The sequence below is a fragment of the Kibdelosporangium philippinense genome (assembly GCF_021390435.2).
GTDB lineage: Bacteria > Actinomycetota > Actinomycetes > Mycobacteriales > Pseudonocardiaceae > Kibdelosporangium > Kibdelosporangium philippinense.
Genome location: NZ_JAJVCN010000001.1, coordinates 626,405 through 648,082, shown reverse-complemented (window position 1 = coordinate 648,082; position 21,678 = coordinate 626,405). Strand labels below are relative to the sequence as shown.

The window sequence follows — 21,678 nt, the reverse complement described above, 5'->3', positions numbered from 1 at the left end:
CCCGTTTTGTCCACAGTTGAGGGGCGCACCCGCCGGGATCGCACCCATTACCTCTACATCGCGGTTGTCGTCGCGGTCATTCTCGGCATCGCCGTCGGTTTGATCTTCCCCAAGACGGGTGTCGCTCTGAAGCCGATCGGTGACGGTTTCGTCGCACTGATCAAGATGATGATCAGCCCGATCATCTTCTGCACGCTGGTGCTCGGCATCGGCTCGATCAGGCAGGCCGCACGGGTTGGCAAGGTCGGCGGCCTTGCGATCGGCTACTTCATCGCGATGTCGTTCGTCGCACTGACGATCGGCCTGATCGTCGGCAACATCCTGCACCCCGGTGACGGCCTCGCCATCACCGACCAGGTGCAGAAGAGCGGCCTCGCGCAGGTCAAGGCACAGGAGAACACCACCCAGTTCATCCTCGGCATCATTCCTACGACCCTGGTATCCGGTCTGACCAGCGGTGACGTGCTCGAAACGCTGCTGATTTCGCTGCTTGTCGGCTTCGCGCTGCAGGCACTCGGCGAAAAGGGCAAGCCGGTGCTGCGCGGCATCTCGCACATCCAGCGCCTGGTCTTCAAGGTCCTGGCGATGGTCATGTGGGCCGCACCGATCGGTGCGTTCGGCGCCATCGCGGCCGTGGTCGGCGCGACCGGCGCGGCGGCGTTGAAGAGCCTACTGGTGATCATGCTCGGCTTCTACATCACCTGCATCCTGTTCATCGGCATCATCCTCGCCGGTCTGCTGTGGATCGTCTCGCGGGTCAACCTGTTCTCGCTGATGCGCTACCTCGCCCGCGAGTACCTGCTGATCTTCTCGACCTCCTCCTCGGAAAGCGCGCTGCCGCGCCTGATCGCGAAGATGGAGCACGTCGGCGTGAGCCGTCCGGTCGTCGGTATCACCGTCCCGACCGGATACTCGTTCAACCTCGACGGCACGATGATCTACCTGACGATGGCGACGATCTTCATCGCCGAAGCGATGAACGCGCCGCTGAACTTCGGCGAGCAGATCGCGTTGCTGCTGTTCATGATGATCGCCTCGAAGGGCGCGGCCGGTGTCTCCGGCGCTGGTCTTGCCACCCTGGCAGGCGGTCTGTCGTCGCACCGGCCGGAACTGGTCGGCGGTGTCGGCTTCATCGTCGGTATCGACCGGTTCATGTCCGAGGCCCGCGCGCTGACCAACTTCACCGGCAACGCCGTCGCCACCGTGCTGTTGGGTACGTGGACAAAGGAATTCGACCGGGATCAGGCCAAGCGCGTGCTGTCCGGTGAGGATCCGTTCGACGAGTCCACAATGGTCGACGAGCACGCGGTGCGTGAAGACGACGAGGACGAAGGCACCAAGAAGGAACCAGCCAACGCCTGATAGACCCTCGTGAGTGGTTAGCCGTGTTCTAACGCGGCTAACCACTCACGATAGGAACCTGCGCAATCCTTGCTGGCCCCGGCGCATCATCGCCCAGTGGTTGGCGCGGAACACCGGTCTGGCGACCGGGGCCAGCATCCTCAACAACCGTTTGTTCACAACGACTTCCTGGGTGATCTGCAGCGTCACCCCGCGGGGCCTGGCCACCACAGTGGACCGGCAGAAGCCTTCGAGGTCCCCGGTCATCCCGACAAGCATCCGGCCTTGAGCCAAGTCCTGCTCGGCCCGGTGCAACCGGAAAGTCAGCTCGTACGGCAGAACTGAGCGGCAGACCACCTCGGCGGTGTCGTCATCGATCCGCCCGACGCCGTGAATATCGGGCCACCACAAGGGATACGTGCCCGGGTCAGTGACCACATCGAACACATCGCCGGCCTTGACCGGCAGTGTCCACACACTACTGAACTGATAGCGGTTGGCGCCGTGGAGTGAGGCTCTCACGTCACTCCACGGCCTGCCTACCGGGGTCATATCTAGAGATTCACCGGCACAGACACGAGCTTGCGGCCATCGAACGTGATCACGTCGACCGACTGGACGTCCTTCGGCTCGATCAACGCGGCACCCTGCAACGTGGTGCCGACGTCCTCGCCTTTCTCAGTCACCAGCCAGCTGCCCGCGACGCGCTGCGTGCCGTTCTTCGCGGTGACAATCAGCTGGCACTGCTCGCCTTGCTTGATGCCAGCGGTCTTCGCGGACAGTTTGATCCAGCCCTGCAACGACTCGACCGTGACGTCCATCTTGGCGCCCGATGCCTGATCGGTGGCTGACGAGGCCACACCGACAAGGCCTGGGGGCTCACTGCTGCCGCCCCCGTTGATGGCGAGGCCACCTGCGAATGCCCCACCGGCGATCACAACGGCCGCCGCGACCGCGGCGAGGCGGCGCCCCATCGACGGGCGCTCGGCGCCCTGGTGGCCCTCCTCGGCGCGAACGCGGCGCAGCGTGCGCTGCAGCAGCAGATCACCACCGGGCGGTGGACCGTCGATGAACGCCTCCGGCGGGACCGAGTCCATCACCGAACGCAGGCCGACCAGATCGGCTACCTCACGACGGCCTTCCGGACAGGTCCGCAGGTGCGCTTCGACCTCAGTTGCTTCGCGTGGGGTCAGCACCCCGAGGGCATACGCCCCAAGCGAGGAGTGGTCGTGCTGGTTGGTCACGTGTGGGTTGCTCACCGGGGCACCTCCGTCCCTGTCTTCCCGCCGGACATCACGGCCCGTAGGGCACGCAATGCATAATAAGATCGTGATTTCACGGTACCCGCCGCGATGCCCAAAGCCTGTGCGGCTTCGGTGACCGTGCGGCCCTTGTAATAAATCTCCACGAGCACCTCGCGATGCTCAGGAGTCAAGCTGTCCAACGCGCCGAGCATGGCCATCGAGTCCACGACCTGATCGGCGTGGTCCCGTTCGACCGATGGCGACTCCGTCACCTCCGCCACTTCAGGCGGCCGGACCGCGCGTGCCCGCGCCCGGTCGGTGACGATGTTGCGTGCCACGGTGAGCAGCCAACCCCTGACTGACCCTTTTTCAGCGGTCAGCGCGTCGGAGTGCTTCCACGCGCGCAGCAACGTCTCTTGCACGATGTCTTCGGCCGCCGCCCGGTCGTTGGTCAACCGGGTCGCGTACGCGAGCAGGCTCGCACCGTGCTCGTTGTACAAGGACCGGACAAGGTCTTCGCCACGAACGCGCCGCGATCGCCGCGGCCACCAGCCTGGGGTCGTCACCAGGTTCCTCTCCGCTGGGGATCGAGTCGCTGCGGAGGTTACTGGATTTGGACGGAGCACCGGTGATCGCGGGCCTGGAACGAATGCGAGTGAGGCGCTCACGAGGTGATCTCCTCCGCTCGCGGATCAGTAGCCGGAGCCGTAGTCATTGGCTGGCGCCTGCTGCGGTTTCGGCTGTTGCTGCTGCTGTGGCTTCTCCGCCTGGGTGGCAAGACCCTGTGCCTGCTTTCCTTGCGGAGTCACCGCGTACCACTGGGAGTTCATGCCTTGGCCGTTGGCGTCACCAGGCGCCAAATCCTTGGCATAGGTGTAAACCGGCATCTTGTTGACGGTGATCTGCCGGGTCCCGTCCTTGCGCTTGGTGGTGCCGACCATCTCCTGCGGCAAGCCGGTGAAGGTGATCTCCTTGCCCTCGGCGATCAACGGTTTCCATTGCGTGGCACATTGGTTGTAGCAAGTCGAGCCCGCGACTGTGTCCTTCGTGAACATGTACAGCGTCATGCCCGCCTGGTTGGTCATCACCTTGCCGAGCGAGCTGACCTCGGCCGCGACGAGATTGGGCCGTGGCCCCTCTTCGATCGGCAACTCATCCTGTTGCTGCGCTTGCGGAATCTGTACCCTCGGGGCGGGATTGTTGCCACTGCAAGCGGTCAGGCCCAGCAGCCCAAAACCGGCGATGGCAGTCAGCACGCCGACACGAGCGCCCTTCATGACTAACCTCCTGTGGTGGCCCCGCCCGTCGCGGCGACCCTGTTCACCCACACACACGAGGAGATGTCAGAAGCGGTTCAACCCATTTCGAAGCAGTTCGGCATCCGGATTGGTCCGAGTTTTCAGCAGTTGCCCTCGGACGTCGGCATCGGCTTCGACGGGTCGAACATCCGAGCCACATCCTCATCACTCGCCCCGCGGCCGTGCAGATTCCGCTCGCTGTACGAAGGAGCCAGCATGTCCTGCTCAAGAGGCTTGCACGCCATGGAGTAGTAGTGGCTGGTGCTGTCGCCGTTCCACAGACCTCGACTGCTTGGTTCGAAGGTGGAGCCGTCCCGGTAGATGAACTGCCATTCAAATCGGACGACGGCGACGATGTCCATGACATCCTCGATCCGCCTGGGATCATCGATGTCGAACGCGTAAGCGATGGAATAGTTGGCTCGAATCTTCAATTCGCCCTTTTCGCCCGATTCGACCGAAATACTCCCTGTGACCTTCGGCGAGGCAGGGAGCAGACGGAACCCTGGAGCGATCCGCACCCGGTTGCCGGGGTCCTCCCGTTGGTCCTGGCGGGCGTCGGGCGCATAAAGAGCGGCGAGCACCTCGACGTTGTTGTCCTGGATAACCCGGCGGTCCAAGAACGCGGCAATGAACGCCTCCCGGGCCGTGGTCAACGCCTGGCCCACCTTCTGAGCGGAAAAATCGTTCACCGCCGTTGCGGCGGGCAGCACGATCCCGGCCTCACCATCACTCCAGTCCGCAGCTGGCGTACCAACGAATGGCTTGGCAAGGTCGACCTTGACCCGGGTGTCCATGACGGTTGGCGCGGTCGCCGGAGCTCGCACTTCGACAGTCCTGGGGCCACGTTGTAGGCGACCGCCGCCCCAACCAGCACGACAAGGCCGAGCACTGTGGCTAGAGCGGACCTGTGACGCTGCCAGAACGGCCGACGCTGGTCCTTCTGGCCAGGCTCACGCAGCTCAGGGCGCTCAAAGAAATCGGACACGGTTTCCCCCACTGTCTACCGATGCGCGGGAACCCTAGCCCGCCACATGGCGAGCGCGCCTTACCTTTACGTCCCAGCGCAAAGGAGCCAACCGCGCCAGTCGCCGCAGGCCGCCCCACACCGTGCCACGGCGATCAGCCCGCACGACCGCCCGCGCCAAGCCTTCAATCCCGCGCGATCCATCCACGCGAGACCTTCAGCCACAGGATCCGCCAGGCCCGAGACTCTCCATCCCGGGCCGTTCATCCACTCAGACCGCTTCAACCCACCCGGCCCATCCGTGCCGCGTTTGGCCTTCGGCTCGACCGGTCTTGCCTGCTTAGACCTTGAGGACCTGCTTGAGGAATTGGCCGGTGTAGCTCTCCGTTATGTCCGCGAGGTCTTCCGGGGTGCCTTCGGCTACCACTGTTCCGCCGCCTGAGCCGCCTTCTGGGCCCATGTCGACGATCCAGTCCGAGCTCTTGATCACGTCGAGGTTGTGCTCGATCACGATCACCGTGTTGCCTTTGTCGACCAAGCCGTTGATCACGCCGAGGAGCTTGCGGATGTCTTCGAAGTGCAGACCGGTCGTTGGCTCGTCGAGGATGTAGACGGTCTTGCCGGTCGAGCGCTTCTGCAACTCGCTTGCCAGCTTCACGCGCTGTGCTTCACCGCCGGACAGGGTTGGGGCGGGCTGGCCGAGGCGGACGTAGCCGAGGCCGACGTCCACCAGGGTCTTGAGGTGACGGTAGATCGAGTTGATCGGCTTGAAGAACTCGGCCGCTTCCTCGATCGGCATGTCGAGGATCTCCGAGATGGTCTTGCCCTTGTAGTGCACCTCAAGGGTTTCCCGGTTGTAGCGGGCACCCTTGCAGACCTCGCACGGCACATACACATCCGGCAGGAAGTTCATCTCGATCTTGATCGTGCCGTCACCGGCGCACGCCTCGCAGCGGCCGCCCTTGACGTTGAACGAGAACCGGCCCGGCTGATAACCGCGCACCTTCGCCTCGGTCGTCGCCGCGAAGAGCTTGCGGATGTTGTCGAACACACCGGTGTACGTCGCCGGGTTGGACCGCGGGGTACGGCCGATCGGCGACTGGTCCACCCGGACCAGCTTGTCCAGGTGGGCGAGGCCGTTGACCCTGGTGTGCCTGCCCGGCACCTGGCGCGCGCCGTTGAGCTTGTTCGCCAGCACCTGCGCGAGGATGTCGTTGACCAAAGTGGACTTCCCTGACCCGGACACACCGGTCACGGAAACCAGGCACCCCAACGGGAAAGACACATCCAGGCCGCGCAGGTTGTGCTCGCGCGCGCCGACCACGGTCAGCTGGCGCTTGCGGTCGATCGGCCTGCGGATGTCCGGAACCGGAATCTCCTTGCGCCCTGAGAGGTACGCGCCGGTCATCGACTCCTTGTTCTTCAACAGCTTCGCGACCGGACCGGAGTGCACGACGTTGCCGCCGTGCTCACCCGCGCCAGGGCCGATGTCCACGACCCAGTCGGACGTGCGGATCGTGTCCTCGTCGTGCTCCACGACAATCAGCGTGTTGCCGAGGTCGCGCAGCCGGGTGAGGGTCTCGATCAGCCGGTGGTTGTCCCGCTGGTGCAAGCCGATCGACGGCTCGTCCAGCACGTACAGCACGCCGACCAGACCAGAACCGATCTGCGTGGCCAGCCGGATCCGCTGCGCCTCGCCACCGGACAGCGTCGCCGAACCCCGGTCAAGCGACAGGTAGTCAAGGCCGACGTCGAGCAGGAACCGCAGCCGCGCCTGGATCTCCTTGAGCACGGCGCCCGCGATCATCGTCTCGCGCCTGCCGAGTTTGAGGCCCTCGAGGAACTCCGAACAGTCGGCCACGCTCATCGCGCAGACGTCCGCGATCGACAGGTCGCCCTGGGTCTTGTGGTTCAAGGTGACCGCGAGGATCTCCGGCTTCAACCGGGTGCCTTGGCATGCGGGACACGGAACCTCCCGCATGTAGCCCTCGTAGCGCTCGCGCATCGCGTCGGACTCGGTCTGTTCCTGACGCCGCTCGAGGAACGGGATCACGCCTTCGTAGCTCGCGTAGTACGAGCGCTCACGGCCATACCGGTTCTTGTAGCGCACGTGCACCTGGTCGGCCGTACCGTGCAGCACCGCCTTCTGCGCCTTCGCGGGCAGCTTCTTCCACGGCGTGTCCATCCGGAAACCGACGGCCTCGGCCAGCGAGGTCAGCAACCGCGCGAAGTACTCGGCGGTCTGGCCGCCAGCCCACGGCGCGATCGCGCCTTCGGCCAGTGACAACTCGTCGTCGGGCACGACCAGCTCAGGGTCGACCTCCATCCGCACACCCAGACCGGAACACGAGGTGCACGCGCCGTACGGCGAGTTGAACGAGAACGACCGGGGCTCAAGGTCCTCGATCGCCAGCGGGTGGCCATTCGGGCAGGCCAGGTTCTCGGAGAAGCCGCGGTCGCGGTGCGGGTCGTTCTCGTCGAGATCGACGAACTCCAGCACGACAAGGCCGTCGGCGAGGCGCAGCGCGGTCTCGACCGAGTCGGTCAGCCGCTGCTTCGCGCTCTTCTTGACGGTCAACCGGTCGATCACGACCGCGATGTCGTGCTTCTCCTGCTTCTTGAGCTTCGGCACGTCGGTGAGCGAGTACACGACCCCGTCGACCCGCGCGCGCGAGTAACCCTGCGACTGCAGCGTCTGGAAAAGGTCGATGTACTCGCCCTTGCGGCTGCGGATGACCGGCGCGAGCACCTGGAAACGCGTGCCCTCCTCCAGCGCGAGGACCTGGTCGACGATCTGCTGCGGCGTCTGCTTGCTGATCGCCTCGCCACAGATCGGGCAGTGCGGCTTGCCCGCCCGCGCGTAGAGCAGACGCAGGTAGTCGTACACCTCGGTGACCGTGCCGACGGTCGAACGCGGGTTGCGGCTCGTCGACTTCTGGTCGATGGAGACCGCGGGCGAGAGGCCCTCGATGAAGTCGACGTCCGGTTTGTCCATCTGGCCGAGGAACTGGCGCGCGTACGCCGACAGCGACTCGACGTATCTGCGCTGGCCCTCGGCGAAGATGGTGTCGAACGCCAGGCTGGACTTGCCCGATCCGGACAGCCCGGTGAACACGATCAGGCTGTCGCGGGGCAGGTCCAAGTCGACGCTGCGCAAGTTGTGCTCGCGGGCGCCGCGAACCACGAGACGGTCGGCCACAAGGGGTCCCTTCGGTCTTTGATCTTTCGGCCAGCGCTATCGAATACACGTTCGATCAAGGGCGCCGCGACCCATGTTAGGCGGGGGGTACGACAAAACCGATTTGGAGTCTCCCCCATGGCCGGTGATCTACCCGTACCCTGGTCGTCATCAGCTCATCGTGAGCGCCATGTCGCTCTGCGAAGTCGGGATTACGACACATGACTGGATCACGCGTATCGCAACAAACCGCCACGCCACACGATTCCCTGCCGGAGCCGCGCAGCGATCTCTCCGCGACTGAGTACGCCGAACTGGGCATAGCCGCAGCCAGGCAGACGACCGTGCTGCTGACGGGTGTCGTCGAGGGGCTCGACGACATCGCGATGCGGCGGCCAAGCCTGCTGCCGAGCTGGACAAGGGCACATGTGGTGACCCACCTCGCGCGCAACGCTGACGCGCTGGTGAACCTGCTCACCTGGGCACGGACCGGGGTCGAGCACCCGATGTACACGAGCAAGGCCGACCGGGACGCGGACATCGAAGAAGGCGCCCATCGGATGACGGCGGTGCTGAAGGAAGATCTGACGGCCGCGACCGAGAGATTTTTCGAATCTGTCACTCAGATGGATGACATTTCGTGGAGCAAATCGGTCACCCTCGCCACGGGCAGGCAGATCGCGGCATGCATGGTGCCACGGCTGCGCTGGCAGGAAACCGCCGTGCACATGATCGACCTCGACGCCGGGATCGGCTTCGGCGACCTGCCGGACGGGCACGTAGAACGCCTGCTGGAGCTGGTGGTCGGCGAGTTCACCAAGCGCAAGGACGTGCCAGCGGTCCGGCTGCGCGTGGATCTTCCCGACGGCCGTCAGCGCGACTGGGAGTTGGCGGCGGCGAAGGACTCGCCGGACGTCGGCGGCCCCGCGCCAACCGTGTTGGCCTGGCTGATGGGCAGAGGCGACGGGTCAGGGTTGGCGGGTGACTTGCCGGACCTGCCTGCGTGGCTCTGAGTTTTCTGGGTCAGCAGGCGGTGAACGGGCCGTTCGACGAGCTTGGTGAGCAGCCAGCCGAGCACGACGGCGAGCGCGAACGACGCGGCGAACCGTTCGATCGGCGTGGCACCGAGGTCCAACAGTGACCGGGCAAGGATGAACCCGAGCTGCTGGTGGATCAGGTACACGCCGAACGAGATCCCGGCCAGCCACGTGATGGCTGGCGCGAGCCTGCGTACGAACGGCACGTCCCAATCCCTGCCACCCGCGGCGAAGCAAACGATGAGGAGGACAACGCCGAGCGCGACGGTGGAAGGCGTATCGGTGAAGTAGGCGTGCGTGTCCTGCGCGACCAGCGCGGCGACGATGTACACGCCGAGGTGCCAGACGCGCATGCGCCCGGTCGACCACAGCCAAATCGCCACGCCGACGCCGAAAAGCTGGACGCGGTTGAGCGCGAGACCGTCGAAAATGGACTTCACCCATTGGGGTGAGTCATCGGTGCGCGCGGTGAACCGCAGCACAACCGGGACAATCACCAACGACCACAGCAAAAGCGGGGCATTGCGGGCGGTCAACCACTTGCGCGGGAACAACAAAGCGGCGACGACGAACGCGGCGAGCTGAACCGGCATGGTCCAGTAGGAAGCGTCGATCCAGTGGAAGCCGGGAATCCACACCTGCATCATCATCAGGTTGCCGAACAGGTCATGGACAGAAGGCTGCAACCACGGAAACTCGCCGGGAGCACTGGACACCGAAGCACCGAAAAGCCAGCCACCAGGCCCGTAAGAGTGCCGGTCGAAAACGGTCACCGCGATCCGAGTGGCGACATAAGTCACGATCACGGCAGCGAAGTACGCGGGCAGCAACCGAGCGACCCGGTTCCACAACCACCGACGGCGCCCGATGGTGACGCAGACGAAGAAAGCGGAGATCACCAGCATGGTGCTCGCGCCGAACTGGAGCGGTAAAGAGAAGGGGTATCCGCCCAGCTCAGGATGGTTGACCGGGGCCTGGTGGGTGATGTGCTCGACGACGACGGCGAAGACGGCGAACACCCGGAGGATGTCCCAGCTGATCTTGCGCGTTGACGCTGAATGAGTGGTAGTCACGAGCTCGCAGTGATCGGCGGACAAGGACAGTGGCGTGACCGGAGCGTAATGAAGGAACCTGTGAGGACACTGAGCAGGTCCTCTACTGTCCTCGACCGTGGACGTTGTCGAGAACTACACCGGTCATGTGGAACCAGGCGGCGCGGCAGCCAGGCGAACACTTGACAAACTGACCATCAACAAGCTCTCGGTCGGGCCGATGGACAACAACGCATATCTGCTGGTGTGCAACGCCAGCAGGGACGCACTGTTGATCGACGCGGCGAACGATCCGGAGAGGATCGAAGACCTCATCGGACACGACCGCAACCGGCCGCGGTTGCGCACGATCGTGACAACCCATCAACACCCCGATCACTGGCAGGCCCTCGGCGCCGTCGCCGGCGCGAATGGCGCGAACACGGTCGCTCACGCGCTCGACGCGGACCCGCTCCCTGTACCCCCGGACGTGTTCGTCAAACACGGGGACACCATCGAGGTGGGCGAGTGCACACTTGAGGTGATCCATCTTCGCGGGCACACACCGGGTTCGATTGCCTTGCTGTACCGCGATCCTTCTGGCCACCCGCACCTGTGGACCGGCGACTCGCTGTTTCCTGGAGGCGTAGGAAAAACTGGCTCTCCAGAGGACTTCACGTCTTTGATCAACGACGTTTCGTCGCGCCTGTTCGACGTCCTCCCTGACGACACCTGGTTCTACCCAGGCCACGGCGACGACTCCACCCTCGGCGAACAGAAACCCCACATCGACGAATGGCGTTCGCGCGGCTGGTAATTACGAAAGAAGCGTGCACCTGATAATTCGGGCGCACGCTTCTTCAAGTCGCCAGGACACGCCAATAACGGACCGATCCGGGCCCGGCACTCAGATTCCTGGCCAGCGAACCGATCGGCAGCTCGCGACTCGACGTGCGTCTCTGACATTGTGACAGTTTTCTTGATGACTAAGGCTGACCGACCCGACCAAGCCTTCCTGAAGAAAGTTCTTCGGCAGTATAGTCCGGCGATCGGCCGACAGCATGCAGCGCGTCCGCGAATTCAGCAGCTTCTACCACGGAAACCTTTGCCTGTTTGATCATGAGATGCAACAGCTTATGAATGCTTAATGCCCTGACGCCACGGACGTTGGCCGCAACACGAGCATTGTAATCATCACTCAACATCAGCGGCCGCAACGTTTGAGCACGACTGGCGAGAGCGATAATGGCAGCCTCACCGTAGTGCTCCGCAGGGTGCTTGAGGCCACGGCCGGCCGCGAGCTCCTCTTGGATCTCTAAGGCGAGGTCCGTGCCAACTGGATCATCCAGCCGAACGGGCCGGCCGAGCCAGTCCAACTGACCGAGTGCCGTCCTTGCCCACCTCCCCTCTGGCGGAGGCGTTGATGCCAAACCCTCAAGTTCAGCTACAACAGCATTGGCCAGCACTCTGCGATGCACAGACAGTGTCTCTCTCACAGCCTGCTGCAGCGGTAGATGCGCACCAAGGGAGACCAGCGCACTCGTGTCGAAGAACCAAACCTGCTCGACGCCTCCCTGCGCAGATGTCGACTTGGGACTGGGGACGGGCGTTGCACTCACAGAACGATGTCATCTCCATTGTCACCATCCGTCACGATGTCGCCCATCACGGACTCCCACAAGTGTTCGTCATCGTCACGTTCGAGAAGCGCTGCCACCACCGACAGCCCCAGGCGTTGCGCACGAACTGCGGCCAACGCATGCCGAGCCAGTCGCTCGGGCGCTCGGTGCACCCTGCGCACGATTGTGGCAGCTTCGGTCGGCGCCACATCGCGATGCCGCGAAATCAATGTGCGCACGCGATTCTGGTCACGCAACCGCTTCCCAGCCTCGTAATCTATTACCCCGATGGTATTCAGCTGATAGACCAGCGCAGCCATCGACACACCGAAGTGCTCCATCAGCGCAACAACGGCTCGCTCGCTGACTTGCCCCTGCCCTGCCCCGAGCCACTCAAGAACCGAGCGAATGCCCCGCTCAGGCATCAGTAGATGCGCAGCGAAGGCATTCGCCCGCCATTCTTCAGCATTGCCAGCGAACATGTCATGCTCGATCTCCTCGATAACTTCTCGTGGGTCACCGAGCAAGTGGTGCGCCAGCTCGTGTGCCAACGTGAACCGGAGGTGCCCATCAGGAAAGTCACTGCTGGCCAGAATAAGCGCAGAATGCTCGCCATGTACGCACAATCCATCAGCATCTGTACCCAACGGAGACAATGCCACATCAACGGCAAAGTGCTGTTCCAACAGCGCCGCAAGGTCACCGAGCGCGTCACTACCCAAGTCGAGTTCACGGCGCGTTAGCTCAGCCAGTTCTAAGCCTTGAGCCTGTGCGGTCACCTTCGACCGCGGCCGAACAGTGAAGCCAGAACGAGCCTGTTCCAGCACCACCGCTCCTGCCTGGCTTGGTCGTGCTGGCGGCATGCCCGCCACCTGCCCTAAGAGATCATCCAGTTCAAGCAACTGCCGGGCACGTCGACGGGCAGAGCGAGTCGCCTCCGGCCCCACACCCGCGGCAAGCCGCGCCGCCATTGCCAAACCAGGACGCTCCGACTGACCCAACAGGTAACGCACTGTCACACCAAGAGCGGCAGCGATACCGGGAAGCTCACCAACATCCAATCGACGCTTACCGGATTCGATCTTCGAGATCTGGTCCTTCCGAAGCCCGACCGCGGCGCCGAGCTCTGTACCTGTCATTCCAGCCCGATGACGTGCCGCCGCAACACGAGCTCCGACCTCTGCCGACCTCAAGTCTTCAGAAGTCGACTCCGCAAGCTCATCGAGCCCCAGAGCCTCCAACCCAGTCAGTCCTTCAGCCATAACCACACTCCTCCCCTTCGCAACTCACTATGACATCGAGTTGCTAACATCGCAACTATTCGACGTGGTGACATGCATGCACCCCGGGATGCGTAGTCAAGAGAGTGCGCTGCGGCAGCCAACAGGGACCTGACCTACTGAGTCGACGGGGTGATTCCGTCGTCGGCGTAAGCTTCGCCGAGCTCGACGTGGTCCACTGTGGACAGGACAGGCGAATCGTTGTTGTGCATTCCGTACGCCTGCTGAATTCACCCGTAAGCGGCGATGGCAGTGGCCACGACCACGGTGTGTTCTTCCCAAGGACCACCGCCACAGACCGCCGCCGCCATAAGCGCCCGCGCGGCCTTCGGCCGAAAACGGTCGCTGTCCGATTCCCGTCGCCCGCGACTACAGTCTGGCCGCGAAAAGTACGGCGAACGCGAGCGAGGACACATGGCGAAGACGGCGCGGGAACGGCTGGCGCGATTGCTCGGAGACTCCGAGCCGACCGGGTCGTTCAGTGCTCAACTGCTGGCGCAGGCGCAGTTGCTCCAGCTTGAGGTGTCCGGCGTAGGCCCGGTGAGCCTTCCGGTCCGCGCACCCATGGCGAAGAAGCTGATCGCAGTAGCGCGGTCGGCGATGTTCGGGCGAAGGGAAGAGACGCTGACCGACGCCAGCGTGCGTGACACGTGGGAGCTCACTCCGGATCAGATCACGCTCGGCGGACCCGGCTGGGCGGCGCTGCTGGACCGCGCGCTGGAACATTTCCGTGACGAGCTCGCGCTCCCGCGGACGGCACGGCTGCGGGCCGAGCCGCACTCAATGCTGGTCTACGGCAAGGGACAGTTCTTCCTTCCCCACCAGGACTCAGAAAAGCACGACGCCATGGTGGGCACGCTGGTGGTGTCACTGCCCTCGGCGCACACCGGCGGGGAACTGGTCATCGACCACGCCGGCGAGACCAGGGCCTACCGCGCCTCGAAGGAAGAGCTGACCTTCGTCGCGTTCTACGCCGACTGCCGCCACCAGGTCACGCCCGTCAGGTCCGGATACCGGGTGACGATCACGTTCAATCTGCTGGCTGCCACCGAGCCCCCGGTTCCGGAGATTGGCCCTGCCACCGAGCTGGTGCAGTGCCTGACCGAGCACTTCACCACGCCCGCCACCTCGCCGTACGGCGGCCGCGACCTCGGCACACCAAACCGGCTGGTCTTCCTGCTCGACCACGAATACACCCAGCGGGGCCTGGACTGGCGCCGGCTCAAAGGCGCCGACGCGGAGCGGGCCGCGCTGGTACGCGCCGCGGCGCAGCAGGCCGGATGCGAGACAGTGCTGGCACTCGCGGAGGTGAAGGAGACCTGGGACGCCCTGCCATCCCACAGCGACCCGTGGAACGACCACGACTACTACGAGGACGAAGACGAGGAAGAGCGCGGCCCGGGCGAGGATCCCGACGACTTTCAGCTCAACGAACTGATAGACAACGAGATCACCCTCGGCTGGTGGACCAGCCTGGACGACGCCGACGGCGAGCCGATCTCGCTACACGTCCCTGACCACGAGGTATGCGCCGCCACTCCGAGTGCGCGCCTGGAGCCCTACCAGTCCGAGTACGAGGGCTACATGGGCAACTACGGCAACACGCTGGACCGATGGTACCGGCGGGCCGCGATCGTCTTGTGGCCGCGGGACCGGGCATTCGCGGCGCGTGCCGAAGCCGGATCGCAGTGGGCTCTCCACGAGCTCCGCGACCGCATCGACGCCGGAGACCTGGACGGCGCACGTGCCGCAGCGGAGTCGCTCGCGCCATTCTGGAAGAAAGCAGGAGCACAGCCGGCACTGCTCGATGCGGCCCTAGACGTCGCGGCGGGCCTGGACGCCGCCGGGACAGCGGCGATGCTGCTGGAACCGTTCCGAATGCAGTCCATCACGCAGGAACACGCGGGCAGGCTGGCAGCAGCAGCCGGACGCTACGGCGAGGACTGGACGCGCAACGTCATCGAAGGATGGTTCGAGCCGAGGCGCCATTTCGCAACCGACCGGTCCGAGTGGGTCGAAGGGCTGCCGGAGCTGTGCGGGACGTTGCGTACCGCCGGGAGCCCAGAGGTGGCACGGCTACTGGCCGCTAAAACCTGGGGCTGGCTGGACGGCGAGATCCGGCTCTGGACCACCACCGCGCGAAGCGAGGTCCGCCAGCCGCAGCTGGAAAACCTGAGCTCGCCGTTGGTGCGGCTACTGGAAGCGGCCGACGACAAGCTATGCGACGAGATCACGGCAGCGCTGCGCGAGTATGGGGACAACGCACTGGAATGTCTGATGCCAGCGCTGCGTCTCGCAGAGGCGCGGCGGATGGCAGGGTTTGACACGGTCGCGCGGGATTGCGCGCAGCGGCTCGGCAGGATCATCGCGAGGCCGCAACGCGACGAAGACGACTGGTCGATCGAATGGACCGGATGCAGGTGCGACCTCTGTGACACGCTGAGGACGTTTCTCAACTCACGGTCACGGCGGATCTTCGAGTGGCCGCTGGCAACAGACGGACGCCGGCACATGCACACCCAGATCGACTCGGCGGGCCTGCCCGTGCGGCACCAGACCCGGCGGCAAGGGCGGCCATACACTCTGGTGCTGACCAAGACCGACGAGCTATTCACGCGCGCCAGGAACACGCGACACAAGGCCGTGACCGACCTGGCATGGGTGACGTCGAGGTTGGGGTGACGCATCAACGCGAACGTAAGGTGACGGAGCAGAACGGGGTGCATGATCGTCCAGACGGTCTCACCTACCGCGATCGCCGAAGATCTTCCCTGCTCGTACCGGTCACAGGTACCTCACGAGCGTCATGACCGTGTCGTGTCGATATGTTCACCGCTGACGCGATACGCTGTTTCCGGGAGGGGTTGGAAAAACTTCCTCACCGGAGAACTTCACGTCTTTGATCAACGACGTTTCTTCGCGCCTGTTCGACGTCCTGCCGGACGACACCTGGTTCTACCCGGGCCACGGCGACGACTCGACTTTGGGCGAGCAGAAACCGCACATCGACGAATGGCGCGAACGCGGCTGGTGACCATCCGAATGGGGCTGTCTAACCAGTAGGCGGCCCCATTGCCGCAGGGGCAATAGAATGGGCTATCGACCTCCCATATTGCTGGACCAGGCTCAGTACTGTCCGTGGCTGCAAACGCCTGTCGGGCAGTCGATCGGTGGTGCGGTCACGGGCGGGACCGTTGGAGGGCGTCGGACAAGGTCTTGGAAAGCGGGACGGTTCGGGGCAGCTGTGATCCGTCGAAGTAGCCAGGCTTGTGCCGACGTAGGAGGGCCTCTCCTTCGGTGTCCCAGCGAAAGCCCTTGCGCTTGAGAAGTTTCCCGAACACGACGTTCGCGCTGCTCTGGTCGCGTGCCGCGAGCTGCCGAAGTGGTTCCGGGGAGGTGTCGGGGTCGCGCAGCAAGTCGGTAAGGGCCTCGCGGTAACGACGACGTGAGAGCAACGCAGGGTTGACGAACGCCTCCTCGACCAGATGGAAATCGGGGTAGAAGCTCAGGCCCTCGCCGGGCACGAAGTGGATCGCGACGTGTTCGGCGCTGAGCAGTTCCTCACCGTCCAGGCCGAGCCGGTCGGGATCGGGCGGCCCAGCGTCAGGTCGGACCTGCCGGGCCACATGGTGGTAGAACTCGGTGACCTTGCCAGGCACCTCGGAGCCGGGCACGACGATGAGATCGGCGCCGAACAGGTCGACGAACAGGTCATGTTGCTCGGTCATGAGGCGGCGAGCCTCGGCCAACTTCTCCGGATTACGGAAGGCAGCTGCCGGATTGCGCATCGCCTCCTGGGCAGCGGCGGCCAGCATCTGGTCGCGAGCCGAGGCGGGAAAGGCAGCGAGGTTGCCACTGACCACCCAGTCGCTGTCGACCCGGACAACCCGCCCCACGACGATCATGCTTTTCCTCAGCGGCGTGAATGCCTTGCGGCCAAGAGTCGACCGGGTCCGGTAGGTCAGCTCGTCCACGAAGTTGAACAACAGCACCGCGTCACGGTCCTTGCCTCGCACCTCGAAGATGCCCTCGACCACGTCCCGCCAGTCCAGCAGCATGTCGCGTTCGACATCGGGCAGTTCAGGGTTGGCCGTCACGAACGCTTCGACCACCGTGCCGCCCGACCGGAGTTCATGCTGCAACGCGAAGTGGTCGAGGACCATCGTGAACTCGGCCTCGTCGGTTACCACCCCGCCCGGGAAACTCTGCCAGATCACCGCCGTCAGCTCGACGTCGAACCGGGGCGACATGGCGAAGTCGACGAGCATTCCCTTGAGCTCGCCGGCCCGCTCCAACAGATCCACGTGGTATCTCCCATCGCTGTGCCGAACAGGCCCCAACATAGTCCGGACGCCCGCCAGGACCGGATCGGAGTGTTCGGGCTCAGGGAGCGGTGGCGGCAGCCGACAGATCGGTGATGAGTTCGGACAGCATCAACTCGTCCCGGACATGGATGCCGTGGTGTTCGAGTGCGGGACGGAGATCCGGGGCCCAGGCGGCATCGACGGGTCGGCTGGCCTGTGTTGCTGGCGTCAACGCCGTGTCGGGGATATTCACCGCCAACGTGGCGTCCACAACGTGTCAAGGGGCAATACCAAAATCCCGTCATCGTGGGTGTACGACAAAGCACCGGTGTAGAGGATGACCGCGGTCAGGAGGCGATTGCCAAGCCTGTTGCGCAAGGCCCGGATCCCACGCAGATCCTCGCCGTGGATACGGGTTCCTGCCTTGATCTCAAACGCGATAACCGCGCCATCATCGCGTTCCAGGACAAGATCGACCTCGTCTGCTGCGGCGGTGCGAAAGTGCCCGACCGCGACAGGCGCATCCCACCAGCTGACCTGCTTGAGAATCTCACCCACCGCAAAGGTCTCGACTAGGTGCCCGTACTCGGTCAGCACAGCGGGATCGCCTTGGGAGATTTTCGCTGGAGTCAGGCCGAGCAGCCAAGCCATGACTCCGGCGTCGACAAGATAAACCTTGGGATGACGCGCTATCCGCGATCCCAGGGTTGTACCCCAAGCGGGCAAGCGTTGAATGAGGAATACCGCTTCCAGGAGGCGCAGGTAGTTCTCTGCGCTGCTCTTCTCCATCCCGATCGCCTGAGCAGCCGAGGCGATGTTCAACACCTGCCCAGACCTGGCGGCCAGTTGGTTGAGGAGTCGGGGCAGCATCTCGCGTTGCCGGACTCGGCTCAACTCGATCACATCGCGCTCGACAACGAGATCGAGATAGTTGCTGAACCAGCGGGAACGTGAGCGCCCAGGAGGCCGCCGCAAAGCCACCGGCATACCTCCCGACGTCACGCGTCGGGCGTACTCGTCTCGAGTCGTTGGGGACGGCTCGGCAACGGGCGGCGATGTCATGCCCTGAAGCAACCGATGGACCAATGGCTCGCTCGCGTTCCCGTCGATTTCCATCTGGGCCAATGGCAACACATCGAGGATGTCGACCCTGCCCGTCAGCGACTGCCCAGCTTGCGGCAGTGTCGAGTACCTCGTGGAACCGGCAAGGACATACCTCCCTGGACGTAGATCACGGTTCAGTTCAGCCTTGATCGCATCAAGCACCTCCGGGACGTGCTGGTATTCGTCGATCAGCACCGTGCCGGGTCCAGCGACGAAGCGCCCCGGATCGTTCCGAACGGCAGCACGCGTCGCGGGGTCGTCGCAGTCGACCACTACCTTGCCAAGGCGCTGTGCCAGAGAACTCAACAGCGTGCTCTTCCCGACCGTCCTTGGCCCGTTAAGGACCACAGTCGGCTCCTCCGCAAGGCGATCAGCGAGCACGGCCGTCAACCATCGATCAGCTAGGCCCGTCAGCGCTCCATCCACCCGGACAGGGTGTCAGATCTTCCGCATTCACGCAACTTAACTTCCGCAAGTACGAGGCCTTGTCTTCCGCAAATACACACTCATTACTTCCGTATGCTCACAGGTGTGGTCCTCGAACGGGTGGACGACCAGATCGTCTGCATCGAGTCCAAGGCAAGGGCCACAGCCACGGCTGAGGACTTCAATGACCTTGCAGCGCTACGGATCTGGTCGGGGACCAGGTTCGACAGGACATCACTGACACGGACTTCTTCACCGCTAAAGTGATACTCTGTTTCCTGGAGGGGTGGGCCGAACCACGTCACCTTCGGACTTCGAGTCGCTGATCAACGACGTCTCGTCGCGGATCTTTGACGTCTTGCCCGACAACACCTGGTTCTACCCAGGCCACGGCGGCGACTCGACCTTGGGCGAGCAGAAGCCCCACATCGACGAATGGCGCTCCCGCGGCTGGTAAGTCCCCGCCTTGCACGAGACGGAGCCGCCGATCGCGCAGGGCGGCTCCGTCGTCTCGTGTCCGCACATTGCCTGGCCGGTGAGGTGACCGTTTCATAAGCAGCCAGATGACCACCAGCATTGCGACTGTTTGACCATGGGGTCAGCGGCCAAACGACCAGAGATCCATCGGCCAGATGACCATTGATCTTTGCTCGTTCGGCACGCTGTCACCATGCCCGACCTTCGGTCTGATCACACGCCGCGCCGAATCCTGCCTATTCGGTGACACGAGCGAGGTAGTCGGGTCCGATGTCATCCACCTCGACCTGGGAGTGCGGTTTCCCCTCTGCGTAGGGCACGCAGCGATCGGCCAACTCTGGTGGGGTGGCGTTGCGCGCGGCCAGCCAGCGGGTCCACTCGGGTAGCAGAGCAACCAGTTGGTCGGCGAACTCCTCGATGTAGTAGCCACGGATGTGCAGCACGCACAGGGCAACCCGGTGCGGAGAACACGTTGCGAATACCGCGTCGATGCCGTTGATACACCAGGAGTCGGCCAGTTCTGTGACCAGTTCGTCCATGTCCTCCGGTAACTCCTGCCGGTCGGCGTCGCGGCCACGCAGCCATCCAGCGAACTCGACCGCTGCGGTGGCCGCGTTCAAACCGCCACCGGGCCGGGTTCCCTGCGGTCGCACCGCCTGCTTCACAGCCTCGCCCAAACGCTTGCTGCGATGGTACTCAGCGAACTGCTCTACGCTTTCCCCGCCGGAACGCAGTAGTCCCTCCTCGGCGGGTAGCAGTTCGGCCAACAGCCACGGGTCATCCACCTGAGCCAATTCCGTATCCGCCGCGGCGATCTGGCCGACCCCAGCCTGCCATGCACTCAACGCCGCGTCCGGCGTCGGGTAGAAGCCACTGTGCACGGTGAACGCCTGATGTCCGCAGGCATCGATATCCCACAAGTACCAGCGCACCTGCTGGTCCACAGTGGTGATCGGCGCGGCGACGGCAAACCGGCTGCCATACCGGTCACGGCTCCACAGCACTGTCCCGGTCGCCACCGGACCGGGCGGCGCGGCAGGCAACACCCGCCCGCCCGCCGTATCCCGCAACCGAGCGATCGCGTCGACCGCGACCTCGCTGTGCGGGTACGGCAGAATACCGGCTACTGCGGTGAGCACCCGCCACGGAGCGCGCCACGCGTCCGCCTCTCCTGTAGTCGTCTCCACCGCGGCTACGGCAGCCGCCACCATGGCATCGGCCAAATCATGCGGGCCCAGTCGGTCATCGACCGGAGTCTGCTCCTCCTCGCCCAACAGCGTCCCCAGCCGCAGACACACCGCGTCTTCCAAGATCATGTCCGGCTGACTCGCCACCACCGCCACGAGGTCCGCGACCAGATCCGCTGCCATCTCAGCGGCACGTGACGCCCGCCGCGTTTTGACCTGCTCTCGGTAGGCGGCCAAACCTCGCCACGCATCCGCGAGCTCACGGCGATCAGGCTCTCTTAGAGGGCATCTGATCTTAGTTAGGCAAGAATGTCTGCTTTGGGTGGATCGTTTCGCCAGGTTTGGGTGGATTCCCCGGTCAGGGTGCGGCTCATTATGTTAGTCATCGCCCAGTGGACCATCGTGCGCGACCGCTGGGGCAGGGCTTCGTAGTCGCGCGCGAGTCGGCGGTGTTGCATCAGCCAGCCCAGACTGCGCTCCACTACCCACCGCCGGGGCAACACGTGGAATCCCTTGGCAGAAGGGCGTTTGACGACCTCAACCCGGATACCCCGCTGGGCTCCATGACGGATGACTGTGTTGTTGTAGCCACCGTCCACCCATGCCGCCGACACGGTCGGATGCGCAGCGGCGAGATGATCGAGAACCTGTTGCCCGCCAGCGGAATCCTGCACCGACGCCGCGGTCACGATTACCGCCAGCAGCAGGCCGAGCACATCGGTGGCGATGTGCCGTTTGCGGCCCTTGATCTTCTTGCCCGCGTCGATACCCTGACTGGATTCGCTGACATTGCAGGAGGTTTTCACGCTCTGCGAGTCGATGATCGCCGCCGTCGGGGCAGCAGCGCGGCCTTTCGCGACGCGGACTTGGTCACGCAACAGGTCATGCAGCGTTTCCGTTGTGCCATCGGCTTCCCACTTGGCGTAGTAGTCATAAACCGTCTTGCAGGGCGGGAAGTCGTGCGGCAGATACTCCCAGGCGATCCCGGTCCGGCACACGTACAGGATCGCGTTCACGATCTCCCGCAAGTCATGCACGCGCATCACGGTTCCCGGCCCACGCCGGGCAGCACGCCACGCCGTCAGCGTTGGCTCGATCAACGCCCAGCGAGCATCGGACAAGTCGCTGCGGTACGCACGCCGGGACCCCACAAGTTGATCAAGGTATCAGCCGTCACCCGACACA

The 21,678-nt window shown here is 64.2% G+C and carries 17 protein-coding genes and 3 pseudogenes; 6 read left to right on the top strand and 14 right to left on the bottom strand.

Translation table 11 applies throughout. The features are described 5' to 3' along the window. Positions 1-6: 6 nt before the first annotated feature. A complete protein-coding gene (locus LWC34_RS03120; protein WP_233722884.1) occupies positions 7-1,362 on the top strand; it encodes a cation:dicarboxylate symporter family transporter in 1,356 nt (451 codons plus the stop codon). A gap of 45 nt (positions 1,363-1,407) precedes the next feature. On the opposite strand, the gene LWC34_RS03115 is transcribed toward LWC34_RS03120, so the two are convergent. From LWC34_RS03115 to uvrA, 6 genes are all read right to left on the bottom strand, one after another. Beyond that, positions 1,408-1,863, bottom strand: coding sequence for an SRPBCC family protein (locus LWC34_RS03115; protein WP_233722883.1), 456 nt, complete (start codon positions 1,861-1,863; stop codon positions 1,408-1,410). A 32-nt stretch (positions 1,864-1,895) separates the two neighbouring features. Continuing rightward, positions 1,896-2,600, bottom strand: coding sequence for an anti-sigma factor family protein (locus LWC34_RS03110; protein WP_233722882.1), 705 nt, complete (start codon positions 2,598-2,600; stop codon positions 1,896-1,898). Beyond that, the gene (locus LWC34_RS03105) at positions 2,597-3,151 is read right to left on the bottom strand and encodes a sigma-70 family RNA polymerase sigma factor (protein ID WP_233722881.1); all 555 of its coding nucleotides are present in this window, start codon (positions 3,149-3,151) and stop codon (positions 2,597-2,599) included. The genes LWC34_RS03110 and LWC34_RS03105 overlap by 4 nt, the downstream gene beginning before the upstream one ends. Positions 3,152-3,277: 126 nt before the next feature. Further along, entirely contained in the window at positions 3,278-3,862 is a 585-nt protein-coding gene (locus tag LWC34_RS03100; RefSeq protein WP_233722880.1) for a COG4315 family predicted lipoprotein, read from the bottom strand. A gap of 122 nt (positions 3,863-3,984) precedes the next feature. Further along, on the bottom strand, positions 3,985-4,710 hold the full coding sequence (locus tag LWC34_RS03095; RefSeq protein ID WP_233722879.1) for a hypothetical protein: 726 nt from the start codon (positions 4,708-4,710) through the stop codon (positions 3,985-3,987). 480 nt (positions 4,711-5,190) lie between these two features. Further along, positions 5,191-8,049 (bottom strand): excinuclease ABC subunit UvrA, encoded by a 2,859-nt coding sequence (gene uvrA / locus LWC34_RS03090; protein WP_233722878.1) that lies wholly within the window; start codon positions 8,047-8,049, stop codon positions 5,191-5,193. A 200-nt stretch (positions 8,050-8,249) separates the two neighbouring features. On the opposite strand from uvrA, the pseudogene LWC34_RS03085 reads away from it, so the two are divergent. Next, a pseudogene (locus LWC34_RS03085) lies at positions 8,250-8,927 on the top strand (maleylpyruvate isomerase family mycothiol-dependent enzyme); the annotation flags it as partial. Here LWC34_RS03085 and LWC34_RS03080 read toward each other — a convergent pair. Continuing rightward, positions 8,900-10,138 carry an acyltransferase family protein gene (locus tag LWC34_RS03080; protein WP_233722877.1) on the bottom strand — a complete coding sequence of 413 codons (1,239 nt, stop codon included), beginning with the start codon at positions 10,136-10,138 and terminating at the stop codon, positions 8,900-8,902. The pseudogene LWC34_RS03085 and the gene LWC34_RS03080 sit on opposite strands and share 28 nt — an antisense overlap. Before the next feature lie 97 nt (positions 10,139-10,235). On the opposite strand from LWC34_RS03080, the gene LWC34_RS03075 reads away from it, so the two are divergent. Further along, positions 10,236-10,913, top strand: a complete 678-nt coding sequence (locus LWC34_RS03075; RefSeq protein WP_233722876.1) for an MBL fold metallo-hydrolase — start codon at positions 10,236-10,238, stop codon at positions 10,911-10,913. A gap of 169 nt (positions 10,914-11,082) precedes the next feature. Here LWC34_RS03075 and LWC34_RS03070 read toward each other — a convergent pair whose 3' ends face one another. Both LWC34_RS03070 and LWC34_RS03065 read right to left on the bottom strand, forming a co-directional pair. Beyond that, a complete protein-coding gene (locus LWC34_RS03070) occupies positions 11,083-11,472 on the bottom strand; it encodes a hypothetical protein (protein WP_233722875.1) in 390 nt (129 codons plus the stop codon). Positions 11,473-11,711: 239 nt separating this feature from the next. Further along, positions 11,712-12,977, bottom strand: a complete 1,266-nt coding sequence (locus LWC34_RS03065) for a helix-turn-helix domain-containing protein (protein ID WP_233722874.1) — start codon at positions 12,975-12,977, stop codon at positions 11,712-11,714. 432 nt (positions 12,978-13,409) lie between these two features. On the opposite strand from LWC34_RS03065, the gene LWC34_RS03060 reads away from it, so the two are divergent. Next, on the top strand, positions 13,410-15,677 hold the full coding sequence (locus tag LWC34_RS03060; RefSeq protein WP_233722873.1) for a 2OG-Fe(II) oxygenase: 2,268 nt from the start codon (positions 13,410-13,412) through the stop codon (positions 15,675-15,677). A gap of 160 nt (positions 15,678-15,837) precedes the next feature. Continuing rightward, positions 15,838-16,029, top strand: a pseudogene (locus LWC34_RS03055) (MBL fold metallo-hydrolase); the annotation flags it as partial. 145 nt (positions 16,030-16,174) lie between these two features. On the opposite strand, the gene LWC34_RS03050 reads toward LWC34_RS03055, so the two are convergent. From LWC34_RS03050 to LWC34_RS03040, 3 genes are all read right to left on the bottom strand, one after another. Continuing rightward, positions 16,175-17,299 (bottom strand): hypothetical protein, encoded by a 1,125-nt coding sequence (locus LWC34_RS03050; protein ID WP_233722872.1) that lies wholly within the window; start codon positions 17,297-17,299, stop codon positions 16,175-16,177. 79 nt (positions 17,300-17,378) lie between these two features. Beyond that, a complete protein-coding gene (locus LWC34_RS03045) occupies positions 17,379-17,552 on the bottom strand; it encodes a DUF2399 domain-containing protein (RefSeq protein ID WP_233726351.1) in 174 nt (57 codons plus the stop codon). Further along, positions 17,549-18,751, bottom strand: coding sequence for an ATP-binding protein (locus tag LWC34_RS03040; RefSeq protein ID WP_308200078.1), 1,203 nt, complete (start codon positions 18,749-18,751; stop codon positions 17,549-17,551). Before LWC34_RS03040 ends, LWC34_RS03045 begins: the two co-directional genes overlap by 4 nt. A 343-nt stretch (positions 18,752-19,094) precedes the next feature. On the opposite strand from LWC34_RS03040, the pseudogene LWC34_RS03035 reads away from it, so the two are divergent. Continuing rightward, positions 19,095-19,286 (top strand): annotated as a pseudogene (locus LWC34_RS03035) (MBL fold metallo-hydrolase); the annotation flags it as partial. 256 nt (positions 19,287-19,542) lie between these two features. Here the strand turns inward: LWC34_RS03035 and LWC34_RS03030 are convergent. Both LWC34_RS03030 and LWC34_RS03025 read right to left on the bottom strand, forming a co-directional pair. Beyond that, entirely contained in the window at positions 19,543-20,730 is a 1,188-nt protein-coding gene (locus LWC34_RS03030; protein ID WP_233722870.1) for a hypothetical protein, read from the bottom strand. A gap of 62 nt (positions 20,731-20,792) precedes the next feature. Further along, entirely contained in the window at positions 20,793-21,644 is an 852-nt protein-coding gene (locus LWC34_RS03025) for an IS5 family transposase (protein ID WP_233722595.1), read from the bottom strand. Positions 21,645-21,678 lie beyond the last annotated feature (34 nt).

Coding starts and splice junctions, on each gene's coding strand:
- LWC34_RS03100 (WP_233722880.1), bottom strand. CDS start 3,862: ATGAAGGGCGCTCGTGTCGGCGTGCTGACTGCCATCGCCGGTTTTGGG.
- LWC34_RS03065 (WP_233722874.1), bottom strand. CDS start 12,977: ATGGCTGAAGGACTGACTGGGTTGGAGGCTCTGGGGCTCGATGAGCTT.
- LWC34_RS03060 (WP_233722873.1), top strand. CDS start 13,410: ATGGCGAAGACGGCGCGGGAACGGCTGGCGCGATTGCTCGGAGACTCC.